Here is a 19,474-nt window from a genome sequence, read left to right on the forward strand (position 1 = left end):
TCGAATTACCGGGGTATTTTGCCAGCCAGTAGTCCGCCAAAATTTACAGCTGCGGAATTTTTACCTGCAAAATATTACCGGGTTTTTTCTTGCCTTCGTTCGAAATAAATAAATCGCCGGCCGGACTAAAGGTAATGCCTTCGGGCTGCGAAAACTCACTGGAACTTAAAAGGAGTAAAGTTTTAATTTTACCGGTATTATCCAGAATTAGTAACTTGGGTTGGGTGGCTTCGGTAATGTAAATATCGCCGGTTTCTGGGTGTACGTTTATTTCGGAAGGTTGCATCACGGCGTTTGCTTTTTTGGCCGAAACGCTTGCGAAAGCAGGATCGCGCAAATCAATCCGGTAAACGGGCTCTGGATTTAATTTTTTGCTGGCTAAATCAAAAGCGTAAATTCCTTTGTAATCGGTGCTATTAGGTTCGCTGCCTTTAATGGCTAACAGCAAGCGGTTTTGTTTTTTATCGTAGCATAAACCTTCTACGTTTTGTTCCGCGGTTAAGGCAGTGGTATAGGTTTTTACGGGCAACGAAGCATTACCCAGCAAATCGGGTATTTCAAATAATTTGCCGTCGCTGCGGGCGACGTAGGCGGCTTTACCAACTACCGCAATGCCTTCGTAATCGCCGGAACTGGCAAAGTCTACTTCATCTTCTATTTCTTTGGTGGCGGTATTGTAAATAAACACGATCCCGGATTCGTCTTGCACGCAAGCAAAGCGGTTTGGGCCCAGGTAAGCAATCCCCGAAACTTCCTGAAGCACACCGGGCATGTTCCATTTATTTAAAATTTCTACGGAAGCGCTGCCCGCTACTGCTTCTTTTTTAGATTTTTTCTTTTTGTTCTTTTCCTGTTTGCCGTCAGCCTTCGATGCATTTTCACAATTAACGAGACTCAAAAAAATTAGCAGAAATAGCGTATTCACAAGTACCTTTTTCATGGGCGTTACAATGGAGCAAAATATAATAGTGTACAGGTCCGCGGCAAACCTGAGGCCGCCGGTTACGATGTTTTAACCTTAAAAACGGAAAATTGTTGCTTTAAACCGGATATCTATCTGGCCAGGCTTAATTTGTAAACCCGATGGATCATAAAAAATCCCCTGACTGGTTCTACCGCAGGGGATTTTAAAACATAACAGATTAAGTTTTTAAATTATTGACCACTGGGCTTGGCTTGTTGCTGCATATTTTCAGCTACCAGGCTGTCGGGCATTAGCTTACTGGCCGCTACCATGACCTTGTTTTTCAAGCCCGATATAATTTCTGCTTTACCAGCCATTAAAGCCTGATATCCATCCCGGGCTACTTCGGCTGGGTCGGCTTTGCTGCCTTCTTTTACCATTTTGGCTTCTTCCATGTCGGCTTTATTAAAAAAGTCGGTGTCGGTAACGCCGGGTAAAAGTTTCGTGATGGTAACATCGGTATCTTTTATTTCATTCTGGATGGCCTCCGTAAAAGTAGATACAAAAGCTTTGGTAGCGTGGTAAACGGCTTGCCAAGGGCCGGGTAACTCGCCGCCGATAGAAGAAACCATCAGGATTTTTCCTGCGTTGCGGGTTACCATGTCTTTTAGGAAAAGTTTAGTAAGCACCAGGTAAGCCTTAATGTTTAAATCTACAATTTCTAGTTCGCGATCAATATCGGTATCTACAAATTGGCCGTACTGGCCCTGGCCGGCATTATTTACCAACACCTCCACGTTTACTCCTTGCGCTTTTACGGCTTCGTACACTTTAAACGGACCTTCCGGCTTCGCTAAATCTTGCTCCAGGGTAATTACATCTACTCCGTACTGCTGTTTAAACTCCGCCGCGCGGGCGCTAAGCTCCGCGGGGTGGCGGGCTACTATTATTAAGTGGTACTGATCCTGGGCCAATAATTTGGCCAGTTCGTAACCAATGCCACTGGTTGCCCCGGTAATTAAAGCGTATTTTGAATTTGCGGCCATACCTGGTTGTTTTTTTAAAATTTACTAGTATTCCAATGGACTCAGTTCTTCGGGTTGCGAAAGGCTGGCAGCCGCTACACTGGTGGCTCCCATGGCCAGGAAGGTATTCCGGGCTTTGGTATTTTCCGCAAAATCAAAAATCCAGGGCGCACTCATGGTAAATAAGCCCACGGCGAAATCCAAGGCTAAGTGTGCTTTAAACGGAATTACTTTTACGACGCCCCACTCGGCCCGGGTCATCAGGGTAGTTAACAAAATGCCGCCGCTGAGTACCCGGCATAAGGTAGTGGCTGATTTTTCTTCGGTAAAACCGATGGCTTCGGGAGCTGCGGCAATGGCTGGGATATAGCTGTAATCGGCAACGCCATGCATTTGCCTGGTGATTGGTTGTTTCATCGTTTTTAGCTGTTTAAAATAATTGTTGAATAAAAAGTTAATTTCCGCTGTATTCCTCCAAGAGAGGTATTTTTAAAATTTTAACAGTAAGGCGTTATTGTATTTTGCTGAAAGCGGCTTTCAGCTCATCGGCCGCTAATTTCTGTGCTTCTTTGGCTTGCGGTACTACGGTGGCCATCCCGAAAAACTCGTGTGTAACCCCGGGGTATACCTTAGAAGTAACCGGCACGCCCGCGGCTTTTAACTTAGTGGCGTATTCCTGACCCTCACTCAGTAAAGGATCTATCTCGGCGTTTATTACCGTGGCCGAAGGTAAACCAACCAGGTCGGGCGCATCTACCAACGAAATCCAGGGACTATCGCCCAAAAACGGAGAAGGTATGTATTGCGCAAAAAACCATTCCATTAGCGGTTTGCTCAAAGGCTTGGCGTTGGCGTATTGGAGGTAAGACGGAGAACTGGTGTCGTTGTCGGCAATCGGGTAAACCAGCAGCTGGTGCACCGGCAAGTCTACGCCATTTTCCAGCGCCATCATACTAACCGCCGCCGCTAAATTACCACCCGCACTTTCGCCGGCTACGGCAATTTTTTTCGGATTGATGCCAAGGGTTGCGGCATTTTGTATTACCCACTGATACGCGGCAAACGCATCTTCGTGGGCCGCCGGGAATTTATTTTCGGGCGCTTTCCGGTATTCTACCGAAACCACTACTGCTCCCACTTGTTCGGCTAAAGCCCGTGCCGAAGCATCGTAGGTATTAATAGTGGCAATTACCCAGCCACCACCGTGGTAGTACACAATACCGGGTAATGCGCCGGCGGTATTTTTGGGTTTATAACTTCTAACGTGTATGCTGCCGCCAGCTACGGGTACGGTATAGCCCATGGTATCTACTTGCGAAGGAGGCATCGGAATGCTATTTTCCTGCATTACCGCCATAACCGCATCGGTAGCCGTGGGCGCGAGGCGTGCTTGCTGGGGCGTCAGCGTATTTAAGGCTTTGCCACCGCTCAGTTCATCTAGTTTTTCAATTACCCGCAACATTTCGGGCGCGATGGTGGGCCCCCAGTCGGGTTTCGGTCCTTTGGGCGTAATGCCGGAGTTTGATTCGTCATCGTCCTGGCAAGAGGCCAGTAAAAGCGTCAGGCACACGAATGCAAGGGCACAAACTTGCCGGCCAGCTCGTATAGCAGATTGTTTTTTTAAAAAAGAAAATAGCCCGATAAAATTAGTTTTGGTTTGGTTGGTTTGTAAAGTCATGATGAAATAAGGTGCGTATACTTAAAATTTAAATTGATAAGTAACATGTACTTTACAAAGGAGGAAAGGTTGCTCCCGATTCAGAAAATAGTACTTATACGGAGAGGATCTTACGTAGAAAATAGTTGCTTGCCCTGCCAATCAAATGTGAGCGTAAAACAAATTGCATTTATTTCATTACCGGCATTTCAGGTTTTGTGAAGCCATAACACCCGGTAAGAAGCCCGGTTTAGAGTTTACGCTTACTAAAGCGGTAAAATTTTAAAAAATAACTTAACAATAAGCAACGTTGGCCTGCATTATGGGCTGGCCTGCACGCTATATCTTTTATTTTAATAAAAAGCGGTTGCTGATGTTTTACAGAATTATTCCGCCGGACCGGGTTTTGCAAGATTATGTTCAATATTTCTGGATCTTGAAAGCGGATGAGAAAATTCCGGTCCGGACGTTTGTGGATGATTCTTCCGGATTTCTTTTTGAGTTTACCGCGGATGGTACCAGCCTGCGCCGGAATATGGTGTACGGACAAACTACCCAACCCACGCTCAACCCCGACCCAGCTTCGTTTTTGGCGTTAGGAGTACTTTTTTACCCATGGGCCCTGCAAGAACTGTTTCGGGTAAATGCCAGCCACCTGACTAACCAACGGGTGCACCTGGATGAATTTTTAAATTTTTCTTTTTTGGAAATGCTGGAAGCGGAGAAAGATTTTTCAGGTAAAATCCGGCTGCTAGCGCAAGTTCTCACTACCCAGGCAGCTTTGGCGCAACAGCCAGATCAATTAATGCAACAAATGATCCGGTATATCAAGCAAAGTAAAGGAATGCTTTCGGTGAAATCAGTACAAGGTTTTGGCCACCTTTCGGAAAAACAACTCGAACGAAGATTCCGGATTACGATTGGGGTTTCGCCGCGGCATTTTATCAAAATTACGCGTTTCAAAGCCGCTCTCTCTTTTATGGCAAGTCAGCCCCGGCATTCCTTAACGGATATCGCCTATGCTTTTAATTATTTTGATCAGGCGCATTTTATAAAACAGAGCAACGAGCTCACCGGTTTAAGCCCGAAGGTTCTGCGAGAAAAAAGGCATCCGGGTTTGGCCAATATTATACTCTGATTTTTTCTGGTATGGTCCGCTGCTGGCGGAAACTTACAATCTCCGGCTTCCGGTGGCTTTTATATTTGTGGAGCAGACCAGTTTAAAAATCAAACCTGAAAACCACCCGTTTTATGAACGAAGAAACCATGCAAGCCCGGCAGATCATTGAAAAGTGGCACCAGGCTTTAAATCAAAAAGACAAAGCGCAATTAGCGGCCTTGGTACAGGCAGATGTAAAAATAGGTGGTCCAAAGGGAGAAACCGAAGGAATTCCGGTTTTGCTGGAATGGGTAGATCGGGCCAACATTTCGCTTTTTCCACAGAAGTATTTTCGGGCGGGTAACACTTTTTTAGTGGAAGAAGCAGCAGCGTGGCATCATCCGGAAACGGGCGATCTGGTAGGTTCTCAGGTGGTCGTTTCGGTATTTACACTGGCTAATAACCTGATCGCGCGCATCAACCGGTACGACAATTTAAGCCAGGCACTTACCGCCTCCGGATTACAGCCCCAGGATTTAAAAATCTTGCCCGGTAACGAAGCACACAATTTTAAAAAATGAGGCTTTTGGATAAATGTTTTTTAAAAAATAAATTAAAAAGAGTAACAGTATTAAAAGGAAGCCGGCCTAAACCGCCACGCGTTGTATTACTACTTTACAAGGTACCTCCGAAGTTACCTCAATGGCGTGGGGCGTATGTAAGGGAACGGCGTAGTAATCGCCGGGCTTTAAATAAATTAAATCCGGGCCCGAAGTAACGGTACAGGTGCCTTCTACCACTAAAAAGCGCTCGTATTCGTTATGGTGCACTTCGTTGGTCGCTTCGTCTATTAACCACGCGATGGCGGTGGTTACTTCCGGGGTGTAGCCAATAATTTTTATGTGTAAATCTTTTACCCCTGGTGGCAAAGTAAGATCCGGCCGGTTTAGCCATTCGGCATAGTCCGTTACGCGGGAGTGTTCGTTTAAAAGCGGTATGGTAGCCGCGGGTTCGCCGTTTTTCAGACGTTCCAAGTAATCGACCGTGGCCAGAAATAAGGATTTTGCTAACGCGGGTGGGGCCACCGCGTGGGCCAGGGCATATTGCGCCAGGTTTTCCTGGATAACCTCCAGCTCCTGGCGAATGGCCGGGTGTTGGGTAGCCATTTGTTCTACTTCTTCGGCTTCGGCCGGTGTTAATTCTCCCAAAATATAAAGCTCCAGAATGCCGGATTCTGTATATTCGGTAATAGGGTTAGTCATGGTTTAATGGCCCGTAAATGAGTAATGGCTTGGCGTAATGTTATTTTTAAATTTTCTTCCGAAATACCTAAGTTGGCCGCCGCTTCGGCACAACTACAGCCTTTCAGGTATATTAAATCCAATACTGCTTTTTCCGCGGCATTTAATTGATTAAATGATTTCGGAACAAATGTTTCCGGAGGTTGGCTGCTGGTTATTTCTTGCTCCTTAACAGTAGCAGGTTGGGTTTCTGTTCCAGCTGCGGCGGAAGAGTAATTGGTGTTTTGCAAAGAAGCCAGAGCAGTTTCTTTGGCCACCATAATCAACCAGGTTAAAAGTCCGCATTGGTCTGGCTTGTAGGTAGCCCGCTGTTGCCAGATGGCCAGGAACGTTTCCTGCAATACTAATTCGGCCGTGGGGGCACTCCGGACAATGCGGGTAATTAATCCCATCAGCACCGGCGCATACGCATCGTACAATAAAGCCAGCACTTCTGGTTCACTATTTTGCAAAGAAGTAGCTAAAGCTTTTTCCGCCTCTTTGCGGCTCGAGTTTTCCTGCATAAATAAAGGCGCTGTATTTACAAGGTAAAATACCAGCGATGTAGGGTAAGCAACTAAATAACAAATATAAACGATCCGGAAAAGAATACCTAACCCCTACCGGCTCCGGAAAATAATCCCAAAAGCAGAAACAACGAATAACTATAGTCAGCTTTAACCAGGCAATTAAGGAGCATTTGATACGTGCGTGGAAACACGAAAATTTTAAAAATAAAATAAAGGATAATTGCTATCGCGTACTTTTAACTGTTTGTTCTTTTTGCTTTCTTTAAGTGAAAATCAAAAGCTACTTTCTTACTATCCGCAACTTTTAGTAAATACATTTTTCGGGAGTAGCCATTTACTTGTTGCAACAATGGGGGTTGGGCATGGCATTTTTTAAAAATTAACTAATTTCTGGTAAAACTATGCTGCGCACCTGATTTCTCTGGCAGTACCAACATACTTGTTGATACCGGTGCCTGAAAAACTCGTGAAAATCTGGTAGGTGACAGCCAATTAATTGTGCTTAAGTAGTTGGTCGTTTTTAGTTGTTCGTTGTTAGATCGTTAATAAATTAATAATCAAGTACTTAAACTCATGTTTTTATCAACTTAATTTTGTTCTGTTGCTTAGAAGAAAAAACTATTCCTTATAAGTTAAAATTTTAAAAATTAATTTTTTTGGTTAATGCCAGCTAATTTACATTCTTCCATAAACAGAATATTGTTTTTTACTGCTATATGAATAAGATTTCAGCTTCTCCGCATCGGATGGTAGGGCAAGATGCTATTGCTAAATTACCTGCGCGCTACTTATCGTTGGATGTACTGCGCGGTATGACCATTGCCCTTATGATTGTGGTTAATACCCCGGGCAGTTGGGAAACCGTATACGGACCCTTCCGGCACGCCAAGTGGCACGGCTTTACCATCACGGACCTGGTTTTTCCTACTTTTTTGTTTGTGGTAGGCAATGCTATGAGCTTTAGTCTCCGGAAAATGGAGCAACAAAATAGCAGCGTTTTTTTAAGTAAAGTTCTGAAGCGCACTGCTTTCATATTTTTTATCGGGTTGTTTTTAAATGCTTATCCGTTTATAACCTTTGCCGATGGTGTTTATGCGGTTAAAGATTTTTCGGCTCTGCGTATTATGGGGGTCTTGCAACGCATTGCGCTATGCTATGGCGTAGGGGCCTTAATCATTCATTTTTTTAAAATTCGGGGGGCTATCTTCTTTAGCGTTTTAGCTTTATTGGGTTACTGGGCCATTATGTATTTCATGGGCACCCAGCCCGATCCATTCAGCCTGCCTGGCAATGCCGCCCTGAAATTTGATCTAACCTTGCTCCCGGAAAAAAACTTGTATAAAGGTTACGGTATTCCCTTCGACCCGGAAGGTTTGCTGAGTACCTTGCCCGCCATCGTAAACGTAATTTGGGGTTACCTCGCGGGTACGTATATCCAGAAAAATGGCAATACCCAGGCTACAGTCAAAAACTTATGCATAGCTGGTTTTATTTTGCTAACCCTGGGCGCTTTCTGGGACATGGTATTTCCCATAAACAAACCAATCTGGACCAGTTCTTACGTATGCCATACCGTTGGTTTAGACTTAGTAATTCTGGCTGCTTTAATGTTGTTTATTGAGGTGGCCGGCATTAAAAAATGGACGTATTTTTTCGAGGTTTTTGGCCGTAATCCGTTGTTTATTTACGCCATGTCGGGTATTCTGGTAAAAACCATGAGTTTGATTCGTATTGGCGACGAGGGCTTGCAAAGTTGGATTTACCAAACCGGTTTTACACCTTGGCTCGCCGGTAACAATGCTTCGTTATTGTTTGCCATAACGTACATGCTCGTGCTGTGGCTCCTCGGGTTTTGGATGGATAAGAAGAAAATTTACGTGAAAGTTTAAGCGTAAAATTTGGGTTAGTTGCTATTTATTAGCTTTTTAGCTAACTCTATACGAGTTCAAAAAAGCGCAAACCGTTGAAAATTTATCCGGAAAGTACTTATAAAAGAACCCCGCTTAATTTTGGGGAGATAGCTACTGTTTAACCCGGTAATTACAAATTTATTGTTTTCAACTTTCTGGTGCCCAGTCTTAAATTAAAAAGCTTTTACCTATTTCCATCCGGTAAGGTGGGCAAAAGGTAAAAGCTTTTTCTTAAAAAGGCCTATGGCCGCTAGTGCAGTTATTAGTTATTACGGGTTTCTTTCTGTCCAGCGTCGAGTTGTTGCTTCAGGGCTTCTATTTGCTGCTGTTGTTCTTTTATCGCGGCTACCAACAAAGGAATCAAACTTTCCAGGTCGGTATTTTTAAGCGAAGTGCTGCGATAAGTATTTTTAGCCACCATGTACGATTGTGATTGGGAGCTTACCAGGTTCGGTAATACTTTTTGTACCTCTTCGGCCATAAAGCCATATTGCAGCCCGGCGGGTAAGTTTAATTTTTCAAACCGGCGGGTATCGTACTCATACATTTTAGGTTCCAGCTGTTGCACGTAACGCAAAGCATTTTGCAGGGGAGTAACATTCTTCTTTAAATCCTGTTCCGGAATATACTGGGCTTTACTTAACCCAACACTACTGAAAAATACAATTGCGGTAATTAAAAATTTATATTTAGAAGTTTTCATTTTGCTTAATTTTAAAAGTTGATACATCTATTTCGTTTTATTAAGGCAAAAATAATTCAGGAGTATTAAAAGCATATTAAAGTTGCATTAAAATTAAATTAAAATTTAATCAAACCTGCTTTTTACGTGTTTGTACCCTATTTTTACTGAAAAATATTCAAAAAGTAGTTAGGTTGAAGACTTTATTTTAGGATTTTGGCAATATTCCTCAAATGTGAAGTTTCGTCTGAAATGTTGAAAATTGTAATTTTTATTCTGGCTTTTAGGAGATGCTGGATTGGGCTGCCAGAAGGTTTAGCTAAATTTTGAGGCTTAAAATATTTATATTAGCTTGATTTTGGCAAGTTACCTTTGTTTTAATAGGGTTTTTTAAAAATTAGGTATTTTTACCTAATAAATGGCTTAAAATAAAGATGCCCTTCTTAAATAAAGAAGGGCATCGTAGAAGGTAAGTATATTGGATTTTACTGTAGTAAAGGAATGGCTTCGTCGTTCCCTTGGCTTAAAGCCATATCCAGGGCGGTAAGGCCGCGGCTATCCCGGATGCTTAGGTCGGCACCCGCTTCCACCAAAATTTTAACCAATTGGTTGCGTCCAAACATGGTGGCAAACATTAAGGCGGTGCCGCCGCTGCCATTCTGGGTATTTAAATCGGCCCCGTGGGCAATCAGCAAGCGTGCTATATCGGGGTAACCTTTAAAGCTTACGCCCATTAAAGCCGTATTACCGGCAAAATCCTGGTGGTTTACGTTGGCTCCTCTTTCGATCAAAACTTTGGCGGCCTCCAGGTGCTCGTCGTAAGTGGCCAGAATAAGCGGCGTAAAACCGCGGCCATTCTGTACATCAATATCGGCCACTTGGCTCAGCAAATCCTGGATCTGGGCAACGTCGCCCCGCCGAGCGGCATCAAAAAGTAAATCAGAAGGTTCAGAAGAATAAAAAGACATATACTAATTTTAATTTTTTTTAAATTTTAAGTTCGTCCGCTGTTATGCTTACGCCCGATTTTGGTGGGAAGGCAAAATTAGCAAAACCGATGGAAGATTTTAGCAAACCAGTATTGCTGCCACTAACCGGCAAGCGGCAGATTTGTTATGATTTACCTTTACAGCCCATTGCTTGCATAAACACCCTGGCATACGTCCGCAAAAAAACGCAACCCGAAGCCAGAATCTCAGGAAAAATTTAAATAATAGACCTGGCTAGCATTAATATATCTTTTTGTTTTTTATCGTTTTCGGTTAATCCAGTTTAGCCAGGATGGAATATCTTACATTTATTTCCGGCTTATCTTAATCCAGAACAAAGTAAACGAAAGTATATCCCGCAATAGATTTACAAGGCTCTGAAAAAATACCGGATTGTTGCCAGAAATATCACAGATTTTTAAAATAAACGTCAGATATTCGCCATGTTTGTAGAATAATGATAAACCTGCTGGCATTATAGTTTATTTGTATCCCGCATGCTTACAAAAAGTAATTTCCTCTTTTTATTTATTAGTCCGGTTTTATTCTTATCGCTTAAAGCTAATTGCCAGGATAAAATACTTTCGCTCCCCGAGGCGCTGCAAACCAGCCTGACGCATTACGGAACCATTAAAGCCAAGACCAATTACGTATTAGCCGCCGAAGCAGCGGTACGACAATCGCAAAAAGAATACTTGCCCGATTTCAGTATTTCGGGGCAGCACGATTACGGCACCATCAACGGCCAGAACGGCGCGTTTTATGGGTTCCGGGGTTTAAACTCGTCTTCGTCGGGGCCACCCATGGAAGCGCAAAACTGGAATGCTGCTTTTGGCTCGTTGTACCTGGCCAACGTGAGCTGGGATTTTTTCTCCTTCGGCAAAGCCCGCGAAAGAATAGAACTGGCCAAAGCTTCCCGGTCGCAGGACGAAGCTGATTTAACGCAGGAACAATTTCAGCACCAGGTACGGGTGGCCGGCGCTTATTTAAATTTGCAAGCGGCCCAGCGCCTGGCACAATCGCAGGAACGAAACCTGGAACGCGCCCTGGCCTTAAAGCGGGTAGTGGTGGCCCGAGCCCAAAATGGCTTAAACCCCGGGGTAGATTCTTCGCTGGCCAACGCCGAAGTATCCAGCGCCCGAATAGCCCTTACCCGCAGCCAAGATACCGAACAAGAGCAAAGCAACCAACTCGCTCAATTATTAGGCGTGCCGTCGCAAGTTTTCCGGTTAGATAGTACATTTATCACCAAAATACCGGTAGCCTTAACGGCTAATGCTACTTTACCTTCTGATAATCACCCGGTACTTACTTTTTATCGCCGGCGGGTGCAGGTTAGTCAGGAGCGGGAAAAGTATTTTCGTACTTTGCAATATCCAACCTTATCGTTTTTTAGCGTGCTGCAAGGGCGGGGTTCCGGTTTTGGGTACGATTACAACGAAGGCAATACCCAGGCATATTCCAAAAGTTACCGCGAAGGCGTGGTGCCCTCCCGGGGCAATTACCTGGTGGGAGTAGGGTTAGTCTGGAATTTAACCAGTTCTTTGCGCGTGCAACAGCAGGTACAAGCCCAGCAATACACGTCGCGGGCTTTAAACGAAGAATATGCCCTGGTAAACCAGCGGATACAAGCGCAGCAAAGTTTAGCCGAAACGAAAATCCAAAACGCCCTGCGTAATTACCGCGAAGCGCCGGTCCAGATTCAGGCGGCGACTAACGCCTACCAGCAGAAAAAGGTGCTGTACACCAACGGCCTCGCTACCATTGTGGATATTACCCAGGCGCTGTACGCCTTAAACCGGGCCGAGATTGACCGCGATATTGCCAACACCAACGTGTGGCAAGCTTTACTACTCAAAGCCGCCGCCGCCGGCGATTTAAGCATTTTTACGAATGAATTTTAAAAAATTTTTATTTTACCAGCCTTTTCATTCTTCTTTTACCCCGTACCAACCATGGATTTAATCAGGAGCGCGCTCAGAAAACCCATTACCATTATGGTAATTGTGGCGGGAGTTTTTTTCTTTGGTATCAACGCCATCCGCAACATTAAGATCGATATTTTCCCGGAGCTTAACTTGCCCGTGATCTATATTTCGCATCCCTTCGGTGGGTATACCCCGGCCCAAATGGAAGCTTATTTCGGGAAGCAGTACGTAAACCTGATGCTGTACGTGGCGGGCGTAAAAAGCATCGAAACCCGCAACATTCAGGGGCTAACCCTCATGAAACTCACTTTTTACGAAGGCACCAACATGGCCCAGGCGGCCGCCGAGGTAACTGCGTTCACGAACCGGGGGCAAGTGAACTTTCCACCGGGGTCGCAGCCGCCGTTTATCATGCGTTTCGATGCTACTACTTTACCGGTGGGGCAGTTGGTTTTAAGCAGCGCTGTCCGCTCGAACAACGAATTACAAGATTTGGCCAACACGTATTTGCGCTCGTCGTTTACCTCTATTCCGGGTTTGGTTTCGCCGCCGCCGTTCGGGGGCAACGTGCGCACCATCGTGATAAAAGTAAATCCGGAGTTGTTGCGCTCGCATAATTTAACCGCCGACCAGGTGGTGCTGGCCATGCGGGAATACAACCAAAACTCACCCGCCGGGAACGTGCGGATCGGGGATTATAATTACCTCACGCCGGCCAATACCTCGCTTAAACGCGTGCAGGATTTCGAAAATATTCCTTTGTATAAAGGCGCCATTCATAACGTGTATTTGCGCGATGTAGCCACCGTAGAAGATGCCGCCGACGTTACCACCAGTTACGCCTTGGTTAATGGCAAACGGTCGGTTTACTTAGCGATAACCAAATCGGCCAACGCCTCGACCTGGGAAGTGGTGAAAAATTTAAAAAAAGCTTTGCCCCGTTTCCAAAGCCAGCTGCCGGCCGATGTAAAACTTTCCTACGAGTTTGACCAGTCGGTGTACGTGATTAATTCGGTAAAAAGTTTGATTACCGAAGGCGTAATTGGGGCTATTTTAACCGGTTTAATGGTTTTGCTCTTCCTGGGCGATAAGCGGGGAGCCCTGATTGTAATTTTAACTATCCCGACTTCGATTATTGCGGGCGTTTTGTTTTTGTACCTGTTTGGGCAAACCATTAACATCATGACCTTGAGCGGGTTATCACTGGCCATCGGGATATTGGTAGATGAATCCACGGTAACCATTGAAAACATTCACCAGCACCTGGATATGGGTAAACCTAAAGCTTTAGCCATTTGGGATGCCTGCCAGGAAATAGCTTTTCCCAAGTTGCTCATCTTGTTTTGTATTTTGGCGGTGTTCGCTCCGGCTTTAACCATGAAAGGTATTCCGGGGGCCTTGTTTCTGCCCTTGGCCCTGGCGATAGGCTTTTCCATGATTACCTCGTACTTGCTGGCCCAAACCTTTGTGCCCATAATGGCCAATTGGCTCTTGCTGGATCAGCACAAAACGAATCACGCGCTTCCGCCATCAAAAACGAGCCACGACCCGGCAGATACCTGGGATCAGAAGAAAATATTGCTGGAAAACAGTAAAGATGGTAAACTAACCCGGTTCGATAAATTCCGGTTACGTTTTCTGCGGTTGATAGAAGCCATGCTGCCTTTCCGGAAAGTAATTGTGCTGGGTTACGTGGTGGTGGCCCTTGGCTTGTCGGCGGTTTTACTTTCCACAATTGGGCGCGATGTTCTGCCGAAAGTAAACAGCGGCCAGTTTCAGGTGCGGTTACGGGCACCCGATGGTACCCGCATCGAGCGTACCGAAGCCAAACTGGTGAAAACCTTAAAAGTGCTCGAGAACATGGTAGGTCGGGAAAATATCGACATTTCCTCGGCATTTATCGGGCAGCATCCGGGTCAGTATTCCACGGCCCCAATTTATTTGTTTATGAGCGGACCGCAGGAAGCCGTATTGCAGGTAAATTTAAGTGAAGAATACCACGTGAATATGGATGAGCTTAAGGAGCAGTTCCGGAAAGAAATTAAAGCGGCTATGCCGGAGTTACAGGTTTCTTTCGAGCCGATTGAATTAACCGACAAGATTTTAAGCCAGGGCTCGCCCACGCCCATTGAAGTAAAAGTATCCGGAAAAAATAAAAAGCTGAACGAAGAATACGCGCAGAAAGTAACGCAAAATTTAAAAAAAATAGCTTATCTGCGCGATGTACAAATTGGTCAGGCCATTAAGTATCCTACTATTAATATTACTATCGATCGTACCCGGGCGGCCCAACTGGGTTTAAGCGTTTCGGATATTTCGCGGTCGCTGGTTGCTTCTACGTCCTCGTCGCGGTTTATCGAGAAAAACGTGTGGGTAGATGATAAAGCCAGCCAAACCTACAGCGTGCAGGTAGAAGTACCGGAATACAACATGGCCAGCATCAACGATATCCGCGAAATTCCGTTAATGGCTAACCGGGCCCGGCCCATATTAAGCGATGTGGCCGACATTGAACCGGCTACTTCGTACGGCGAAAACGATAACCTGGGCGTGTTGCCGGTAATTTCGGTTACCGCCAATTTAAACCAGAAAGATTTAGGTACCGCTTCGGCGGATGTGCAAACGGCTATAAAATCCCTGGGCGAACTGCCCCGCGGCTTAACCGTAGAAGCTACCGGCCTGACGCGCACGCTCGACGAAACCCTGGATAGTTTGCAATCGGGCCTGGTGGTAGCTATCGTGGTTATTTTTTTAATGTTGGCGGCTAATTTTCAATCGTTTAAAGTGTCGTTGGTCGTACTGTCTACGGTACCGGCCGTATTGCTGGGATCATTGGCTTTGCTGCTGGTAACCGGCTCTACGCTTAATTTGCAGTCGTACATGGGCATGATTATGTCGGTGGGCGTATCGGTATCGAATGCGGTTTTGCTGGTAACCAACGCCGAGCACCTGCGGCGCCACAATGGTAATGCGTTAGAATCGGCGAAAGAAGCCACCGCGCTTCGGTTGCGTCCGATCCTGATGACTAGTTTGGCCATGATTGCCGGTATGATTCCCATGGCGGCTGGTTTTGGCGAAGGCGGTGACCAGGCTTCGCCTTTAGGCCGGGCGGTAATTGGCGGTTTAGTAGCATCTACTTTTGCCGCTTTGCTCATTTTGCCATTGGTTTTTGCCTGGGTGCAAGGAAAAGCCAGTACTCAATCCGTATCCTTAGATCCGGAAGACAAGGAAAGTAAATTTTATATTCCCGCGGTTCATGAAAGTTAATTTTTTAAAAATAAGCACCGATTTCGGCAAACTGGCCTGGGCTGGTGGCTTGGTGATGCTTTGTTTTTTAACGGATTGCCACTCGGCAAATAGCAAAACTGAAGAAAATCCGGACACGGTGGAAGCACCCCCGGTAGAAACCATTGCGCTGCAAAAAGGAAAAATAGCAACCGATTTACAGATTCCCGGCGAGTTATTACCCTACCAGCAGGTAGACTTGTACGCCAAGGAAAATAGTTATGTAAAAAAGTTAATGGTGGATGTAGGTTCCGAAGTAAAACAAGGCCAGTTGCTGGTAAGCCTGGAAGCGCCCGAACTTAACTCCCGCTTAGCCGAAACCTTATCGCGGTTAAAAGGGCAGGAAGCTTTGTATACCGCCAGCAAAGCCCATTACAACCGTTTGCTCGAAACCAGTAAAACGCCCGGTACTATCTCGCCCAACGACCTGGACCAAGCCTTAGCCCGGCGAAATTCAGATTTTGCCCAACTGGAGGCGGCCCAAGCAGCTTACCAATCGGTGGTGGCTACCCGCAATTATTTAGAAATCAGAGCGCCCTTTAACGGCGTTATTACCGCCCGTAATATAAGTGCAGGAGCCTACGTAGGGCCCTCGGGCAAAGGCTCGGAGTTTCCTTTATTAACCTTGCAGGAACAGAAAAAACTGCGTCTGGTCGTATCGGTACCCGAAATGTACACCGGATTATTAAGCAAACAAGATCAGGTAACCTTTAAAGTAAAATCACTCCCTAACGCCGAATTTACCGCGCGGGTGAAACGCCTGGCCGGGGCTTTGGATACGCGTCTACGGGCTGAACGCCTGGAAATGGATGTTATAAATAACCAGGGTAAATTACTGCCGGGCATGTACGCCGAAGTAAACCTTCCTTTACCGGCCAAGGATAGCACCTTTGTAGTACCCACCAGTGCAGTAGTAGCCTCCACCGAAAAAATATTTGTGATAAAAGTAGCTAATAACAAGGCAGAGTGGGTAGAGGTGCAAAAAGGCCGTTCAGCCGACGAGAAAGTTGAAATCTACGGAAAACTAAACCCCGGCGACCGCTTAGTTGCGGTTGCAACCGACGAAATACGCGATGGCGCGGAGTTGAAAAATATCAAGCTGGAGAAGTAAATCCAATTTCAGGATACCTAGCTGGCTGAACAAATCAAACAATATGCGTCAGGTCGTTTAAAAACAAAACTCCCGGCTGCCCTAACAGCCGGGAGTTTTAAAGCTTAAAATAAAAAAATATTATAGTTTTTTAAATTTTTGATCCGATTACATGCGGTAAGAGAGCTCGGTAGTGCCGCCGGAAGTGCTCATTTTTACCGGTATGCCGCCCCCGTTTACGGTGCCTTTTACCCGGCGGGTATCGGAGGTGCCGTTAAAGTTGGTTAAAGCCGTTTTTACCCGGTTACCTTCTAGATCTAAATCTAAACCTTTACCACCCGGTACCGTGGCGTGTACGCTACCACCGCTGGTTTCCAGGGTTAAATACTTGCCTAAACTTTTAACATCGGCGTGGATGCTGCCCCCGCTGGTATGCGCGTCTATGTCGCCGGCTACTTCATTTAAATGAATGCTGCCGCCGCTGGTGTGCGCCTTTAAACGGCCGTTGGCACTGTTCAGATTTATAGAGCCACCGCTGGTTTGAGCGTTTAAATTGCCCTGATAATGGGCTAGTTCAATGCTGCCTCCGGATGTATTGGCATCCAGGTTGCCTTTAATATTTTTAAAATTTAAACTGCCACCGCTGGTTTCCACATCCTGATCCCCGGTTACCGACTCTAAGCTGATGCTACCCCCGCTGGTGCGCAGGTTACAAGCCATTTGCTCCGGTACCTCCATTTCAAAACCAATGCTCAGAGCATTATCTTTGTTCCAGCTTTTGTCTTTGCGTTCGGCAACGGCGTAAATCGTATTTCCTTCCTGCCGCACATCAATGGTGTATTTGGCTAAAGCTTCGGCCGAAGGTTCTTGCAGGCGGTTTTTCCAGTTTGCTGGTTTTACAAATACTTTTACTTTTACCCGGCTGCCCGAGCCACCGGTTACTTTAAGGCTTCCCCCGGAAGTTTTGGCTTGTAGTTTACCGGCTCCGTTAATGGTAAAATCTTTTACCTGGTAGGGTTTGTTATCCTCGGCGGAGCTAATAAAACCAGTAGCTAAGGTGGCTACCGTCAGGAGCATTACCAGCAGAATTGTGTTTATCTTTTTCATAGCGGTTAAGAGTAAGATGGATTAAATGTATAGATGTTAGGGAGATGCGAATGGTTGCCTTAATACACAAGCCTGCGGCATAAAATTTAAAAAGAACCAACCCGGCAGAACAAGCGCAGGTAATTACCAGTTGGAGTTCAGGAATAATAGAGGTGAATTGCGTAAAATGGCTTTGCTCACCTGTTTAAATTTAAAAAATTTGGGGATTATTACCGAAAAATCATTGGTTTTATTTGCAAACTTTGCGCAGACCGTAAATGTAAAAATAAACCCAGCAGTATTTTGCTGGAACAAGCGTTGAAAGAAAATTACCTCTTTTACCTAATTGTCAACCTGGTTATGTAACATGCCGTCGTATTCAGCGTTGGGAAGTCCGGTAAATAAAAAATCAAATAAAATAATACGTAAACTACAAAGCTTTTGCCGCCCCGAACTATAACAATTGGCATAACTGGCCCCGAATCTACGGGTAAATCTACCTTAGCCGAACAATTAGCAAATTACTACCGAGCCGTTTGGGTGCCCGAATACGCCCGCGCGTACCTGGCCAACTTAAACCGACCTTACACCCAAGCCGATGTAGAACATATTGCTAAGGGGCAGTTAGCCCGGATGAACCAAGCACGGGAGCAAGCACCCACGCTTGTTTTTTTTGATACAGAACTGATTGTTTTAAAAATCTGGCTGGAAAATGCCTACGGGCTTGTACCAACCTGGCTGCACAACGCCATAGACCAGCAAAATATCGATTTGTACCTGCTCATGGACATTGATTTACCCTGGGAACCCGACCCGCAGCGGGAGCATCCGCATTTACGGCAGTTTTTTTACGATTGGTACCAGCGCGAACTGCAGGAACACCAATGCTTTTTTGTAACAGTTTCCGGATCTTACCAGGAGCGGTTCGATGCCGCCCGCCGGCAAATAGATAAACTGCTGGCAACTTAGTTGCTGATTCTATCCGTATTTCCGGGTAGAGTATATTAAATCAGCGGTTTACCATTTAGGGTGAAAAACTACAACTTGCCACCAGAAACTTTTAACCAATTATGATGCATACACTTCAAAACAGTACTTTTCAGATTGGTGTGCAGGAACACGGCGCCGAACTGTGCAGTTTTAAAAATAAACAAACTAACCTGGAATACATCTGGCAAGCCGATCCGGCTGTTTGGAACCGGCATGCGCCGGTTTTGTTTCCTACGGTGGGTAAGCTAAAGAATAACCAATTTACCTACCAGGAAAAAGCTTATACTTTGCCGCAACACGGTTTTGCCCGCGATTATGCGTTTACTCTGGATAGTAAAACCGAAAACTCCTTAGTTTTTGTGCTGGAGCAATCCGAAGCTACCTTAGCCAATTACCCATTTAATTTCCGGTTGTACATTACCTATCAGTTACAGGACAATGCTTTAACCATGAGCTACCGCGTGGAGAATCCCGCTAACACTGCTTTGTATTTTTCACTCGGCGCCCATCCTGGTTTTGTTTGCCCTTTATTCTCTGACGAACAATTCTCAGATTATTACCTGCAATTTGAAAAACCGGAAAACCTGCAAAGATATTTACTCGATGGTGGTTTGCAGAACGGCCAAACCGAACCCGTGTTTTTGGAAAACAACCTCCACTTGCCGCTTACCTACGCGCTATTCGAAAAGGACGCAATTGTTCTGAAGAATCTTACCTCCGAAAAAATTTCATTACGCAGCCGCCGCCACGAACACGGTTTAGATTTTATCTTCCTGGGTTACCCGTATTTCGGCATCTGGACCAAAGAGAAAAATGCCCCGTTTATTTGCCTGGAGCCTTGGCACGGCATTGCCGATAGTGTAAACAGCAGCGGCGAACTCACCGAAAAAGAAGGAATGATATTGTTGCCGCCCAGAGAGGTATTTACTTGCGCGTATACCATTGTGGTAACGTAACTCCGGACTAAGTAAAAACATCGGGTATCCTGGTCAAAGCGGAGCAGAAGTAAAAATTTAAAA

At 45.4% G+C, this 19,474-nt stretch carries 17 protein-coding genes; 8 read left to right on the forward strand and 9 right to left on the reverse strand.

Annotated elements, in window-relative coordinates; all coding sequences use genetic code 11:
- Positions 1–43: 43 nt before the first annotated feature.
- The 4 genes from AHMF7616_RS03715 to AHMF7616_RS03730 all read right to left on the reverse strand — a co-directional run bounded on the left by AHMF7616_RS03715 (position 44) and on the right by AHMF7616_RS03730 (position 3,607).
- Positions 44–940, reverse strand: coding sequence for an SdiA-regulated domain-containing protein (locus tag AHMF7616_RS03715; protein ID WP_115371656.1), 897 nt, complete (start codon positions 938–940; stop codon positions 44–46).
- Between the two features lie 215 nt (positions 941–1,155).
- The gene (locus AHMF7616_RS03720) at positions 1,156–1,950 is read right to left on the reverse strand and encodes an SDR family NAD(P)-dependent oxidoreductase (RefSeq protein ID WP_115371657.1); all 795 of its coding nucleotides are present in this window, start codon (positions 1,948–1,950) and stop codon (positions 1,156–1,158) included.
- Between the two features lie 24 nt (positions 1,951–1,974).
- A complete protein-coding gene (locus AHMF7616_RS03725; RefSeq protein ID WP_115371658.1) occupies positions 1,975–2,346 on the reverse strand; it encodes an SPW repeat domain-containing protein in 372 nt (123 codons plus the stop codon).
- A 94-nt stretch (positions 2,347–2,440) separates the two neighbouring features.
- The gene (locus AHMF7616_RS03730; RefSeq protein ID WP_115371659.1) at positions 2,441–3,607 is read right to left on the reverse strand and encodes an alpha/beta hydrolase; all 1,167 of its coding nucleotides are present in this window, start codon (positions 3,605–3,607) and stop codon (positions 2,441–2,443) included.
- A 352-nt stretch (positions 3,608–3,959) separates the two neighbouring features.
- Here AHMF7616_RS03730 and AHMF7616_RS03735 point away from each other — a divergent pair, with 352 nt between their 5' ends.
- Both AHMF7616_RS03735 and AHMF7616_RS03740 read left to right on the forward strand, forming a co-directional pair.
- Positions 3,960–4,724: an AraC family transcriptional regulator gene (locus AHMF7616_RS03735; RefSeq protein ID WP_158546092.1), complete on the forward strand. Its 765-nt coding sequence runs from the start codon at positions 3,960–3,962 to the stop codon at positions 4,722–4,724.
- A 113-nt stretch (positions 4,725–4,837) separates the two neighbouring features.
- Positions 4,838–5,266, forward strand: coding sequence for a nuclear transport factor 2 family protein (locus AHMF7616_RS03740; protein ID WP_115371661.1), 429 nt, complete (start codon positions 4,838–4,840; stop codon positions 5,264–5,266).
- A gap of 66 nt (positions 5,267–5,332) precedes the next feature.
- On the opposite strand, the gene AHMF7616_RS26630 is transcribed toward AHMF7616_RS03740, so the two are convergent.
- Together AHMF7616_RS26630 and AHMF7616_RS03750 are read right to left on the reverse strand one after the other, a co-directional pair.
- Entirely contained in the window at positions 5,333–5,947 is a 615-nt protein-coding gene (locus tag AHMF7616_RS26630) for a cupin domain-containing protein (protein ID WP_199474102.1), read from the reverse strand.
- Positions 5,944–6,489 (reverse strand): RNA polymerase sigma factor, encoded by a 546-nt coding sequence (locus tag AHMF7616_RS03750; RefSeq protein ID WP_115371662.1) that lies wholly within the window; start codon positions 6,487–6,489, stop codon positions 5,944–5,946. The genes AHMF7616_RS26630 and AHMF7616_RS03750 overlap by 4 nt, the downstream gene beginning before the upstream one ends.
- Before the next feature lie 722 nt (positions 6,490–7,211).
- Here AHMF7616_RS03750 and AHMF7616_RS03755 point away from each other — a divergent pair.
- Positions 7,212–8,384 carry an acyltransferase family protein gene (locus AHMF7616_RS03755; RefSeq protein WP_317047582.1) on the forward strand — a complete coding sequence of 391 codons (1,173 nt, stop codon included), beginning with the start codon at positions 7,212–7,214 and terminating at the stop codon, positions 8,382–8,384.
- 283 nt (positions 8,385–8,667) lie between these two features.
- Here the strand turns inward: AHMF7616_RS03755 and AHMF7616_RS03760 are convergent, their stop codons facing one another.
- Positions 8,668–9,108, reverse strand: coding sequence for a tail fiber domain-containing protein (locus AHMF7616_RS03760; RefSeq protein ID WP_158546093.1), 441 nt, complete (start codon positions 9,106–9,108; stop codon positions 8,668–8,670).
- A 464-nt stretch (positions 9,109–9,572) separates the two neighbouring features.
- Positions 9,573–10,055 carry an ankyrin repeat domain-containing protein gene (locus AHMF7616_RS03765; protein ID WP_115371664.1) on the reverse strand — a complete coding sequence of 161 codons (483 nt, stop codon included), beginning with the start codon at positions 10,053–10,055 and terminating at the stop codon, positions 9,573–9,575.
- Positions 10,056–10,573: 518 nt separating this feature from the next.
- On the opposite strand from AHMF7616_RS03765, the gene AHMF7616_RS03775 reads away from it, so the two are divergent.
- The 3 genes from AHMF7616_RS03775 to AHMF7616_RS03785 are packed head-to-tail and all read left to right on the forward strand — an operon-like array spanning position 10,574 to position 16,400.
- Positions 10,574–11,980: a TolC family protein gene (locus AHMF7616_RS03775; RefSeq protein ID WP_115371666.1), complete on the forward strand. Its 1,407-nt coding sequence runs from the start codon at positions 10,574–10,576 to the stop codon at positions 11,978–11,980.
- Positions 11,981–12,031: 51 nt separating this feature from the next.
- Positions 12,032–15,271, forward strand: a complete 3,240-nt coding sequence (locus AHMF7616_RS03780) for an efflux RND transporter permease subunit (protein WP_115371667.1) — start codon at positions 12,032–12,034, stop codon at positions 15,269–15,271.
- The gene (locus AHMF7616_RS03785; RefSeq protein WP_115371668.1) at positions 15,261–16,400 is read left to right on the forward strand and encodes an efflux RND transporter periplasmic adaptor subunit; all 1,140 of its coding nucleotides are present in this window, start codon (positions 15,261–15,263) and stop codon (positions 16,398–16,400) included. The genes AHMF7616_RS03780 and AHMF7616_RS03785 overlap by 11 nt, the downstream gene beginning before the upstream one ends.
- A 147-nt stretch (positions 16,401–16,547) precedes the next feature.
- Here AHMF7616_RS03785 and AHMF7616_RS03790 read toward each other — a convergent pair whose 3' ends face one another.
- Complete coding sequence (locus tag AHMF7616_RS03790) at positions 16,548–17,486, reverse strand: DUF4097 family beta strand repeat-containing protein (RefSeq protein ID WP_115371669.1); 939 nt, start codon at positions 17,484–17,486, stop codon at positions 16,548–16,550.
- Between the two features lie 420 nt (positions 17,487–17,906).
- Between AHMF7616_RS03790 and AHMF7616_RS03795 the strand changes: the two genes are divergently transcribed.
- Both AHMF7616_RS03795 and AHMF7616_RS03800 read left to right on the forward strand, forming a co-directional pair.
- Positions 17,907–18,434, forward strand: coding sequence for an AAA family ATPase (locus AHMF7616_RS03795; RefSeq protein WP_233507313.1), 528 nt, complete (start codon positions 17,907–17,909; stop codon positions 18,432–18,434).
- 101 nt (positions 18,435–18,535) lie between these two features.
- Positions 18,536–19,411, forward strand: coding sequence for an aldose 1-epimerase family protein (locus AHMF7616_RS03800; RefSeq protein ID WP_115371670.1), 876 nt, complete (start codon positions 18,536–18,538; stop codon positions 19,409–19,411).
- Positions 19,412–19,474: the final 63 nt, after the last annotated feature.

Origin of the sequence: Adhaeribacter pallidiroseus (genome assembly GCF_003340495.1) — a bacterium.
Taxonomy (GTDB): domain Bacteria; phylum Bacteroidota; class Bacteroidia; order Cytophagales; family Hymenobacteraceae; genus Adhaeribacter; species Adhaeribacter pallidiroseus.

Excerpts from the sequence above, each read along its gene's own strand:
- AHMF7616_RS03785 (WP_115371668.1), top strand. The coding sequence starts at position 15,261 with ATGAAAGTTAATTTTTTAAAAATAAGCACCGATTTCGGCAAACTGGCC.
- AHMF7616_RS03730 (WP_115371659.1), bottom strand. The coding sequence starts at position 3,607 with ATGACTTTACAAACCAACCAAACCAAAACTAATTTTATCGGGCTATTT.
- AHMF7616_RS03800 (WP_115371670.1), top strand. The coding sequence starts at position 18,536 with ATGATGCATACACTTCAAAACAGTACTTTTCAGATTGGTGTGCAGGAA.
- AHMF7616_RS26630 (WP_199474102.1), bottom strand. The coding sequence starts at position 5,947 with ATGACTAACCCTATTACCGAATATACAGAATCCGGCATTCTGGAGCTT.
- AHMF7616_RS03750 (WP_115371662.1), bottom strand. The coding sequence starts at position 6,489 with ATGCAGGAAAACTCGAGCCGCAAAGAGGCGGAAAAAGCTTTAGCTACT.
- AHMF7616_RS03790 (WP_115371669.1), bottom strand. The coding sequence starts at position 17,486 with ATGAAAAAGATAAACACAATTCTGCTGGTAATGCTCCTGACGGTAGCC.
- AHMF7616_RS03765 (WP_115371664.1), bottom strand. The coding sequence starts at position 10,055 with ATGTCTTTTTATTCTTCTGAACCTTCTGATTTACTTTTTGATGCCGCT.
- AHMF7616_RS03775 (WP_115371666.1), top strand. The coding sequence starts at position 10,574 with ATGCTTACAAAAAGTAATTTCCTCTTTTTATTTATTAGTCCGGTTTTA.
- AHMF7616_RS03735 (WP_158546092.1), top strand. The coding sequence starts at position 3,960 with ATGTTTTACAGAATTATTCCGCCGGACCGGGTTTTGCAAGATTATGTT.
- AHMF7616_RS03725 (WP_115371658.1), bottom strand. The coding sequence starts at position 2,346 with ATGAAACAACCAATCACCAGGCAAATGCATGGCGTTGCCGATTACAGC.
- AHMF7616_RS03720 (WP_115371657.1), bottom strand. The coding sequence starts at position 1,950 with ATGGCCGCAAATTCAAAATACGCTTTAATTACCGGGGCAACCAGTGGC.
- AHMF7616_RS03755 (WP_317047582.1), top strand. The coding sequence starts at position 7,212 with ATGAATAAGATTTCAGCTTCTCCGCATCGGATGGTAGGGCAAGATGCT.
- AHMF7616_RS03780 (WP_115371667.1), top strand. The coding sequence starts at position 12,032 with ATGGATTTAATCAGGAGCGCGCTCAGAAAACCCATTACCATTATGGTA.
- AHMF7616_RS03760 (WP_158546093.1), bottom strand. The coding sequence starts at position 9,108 with ATGAAAACTTCTAAATATAAATTTTTAATTACCGCAATTGTATTTTTC.
- AHMF7616_RS03715 (WP_115371656.1), bottom strand. The coding sequence starts at position 940 with ATGAAAAAGGTACTTGTGAATACGCTATTTCTGCTAATTTTTTTGAGT.
- AHMF7616_RS03740 (WP_115371661.1), top strand. The coding sequence starts at position 4,838 with ATGAACGAAGAAACCATGCAAGCCCGGCAGATCATTGAAAAGTGGCAC.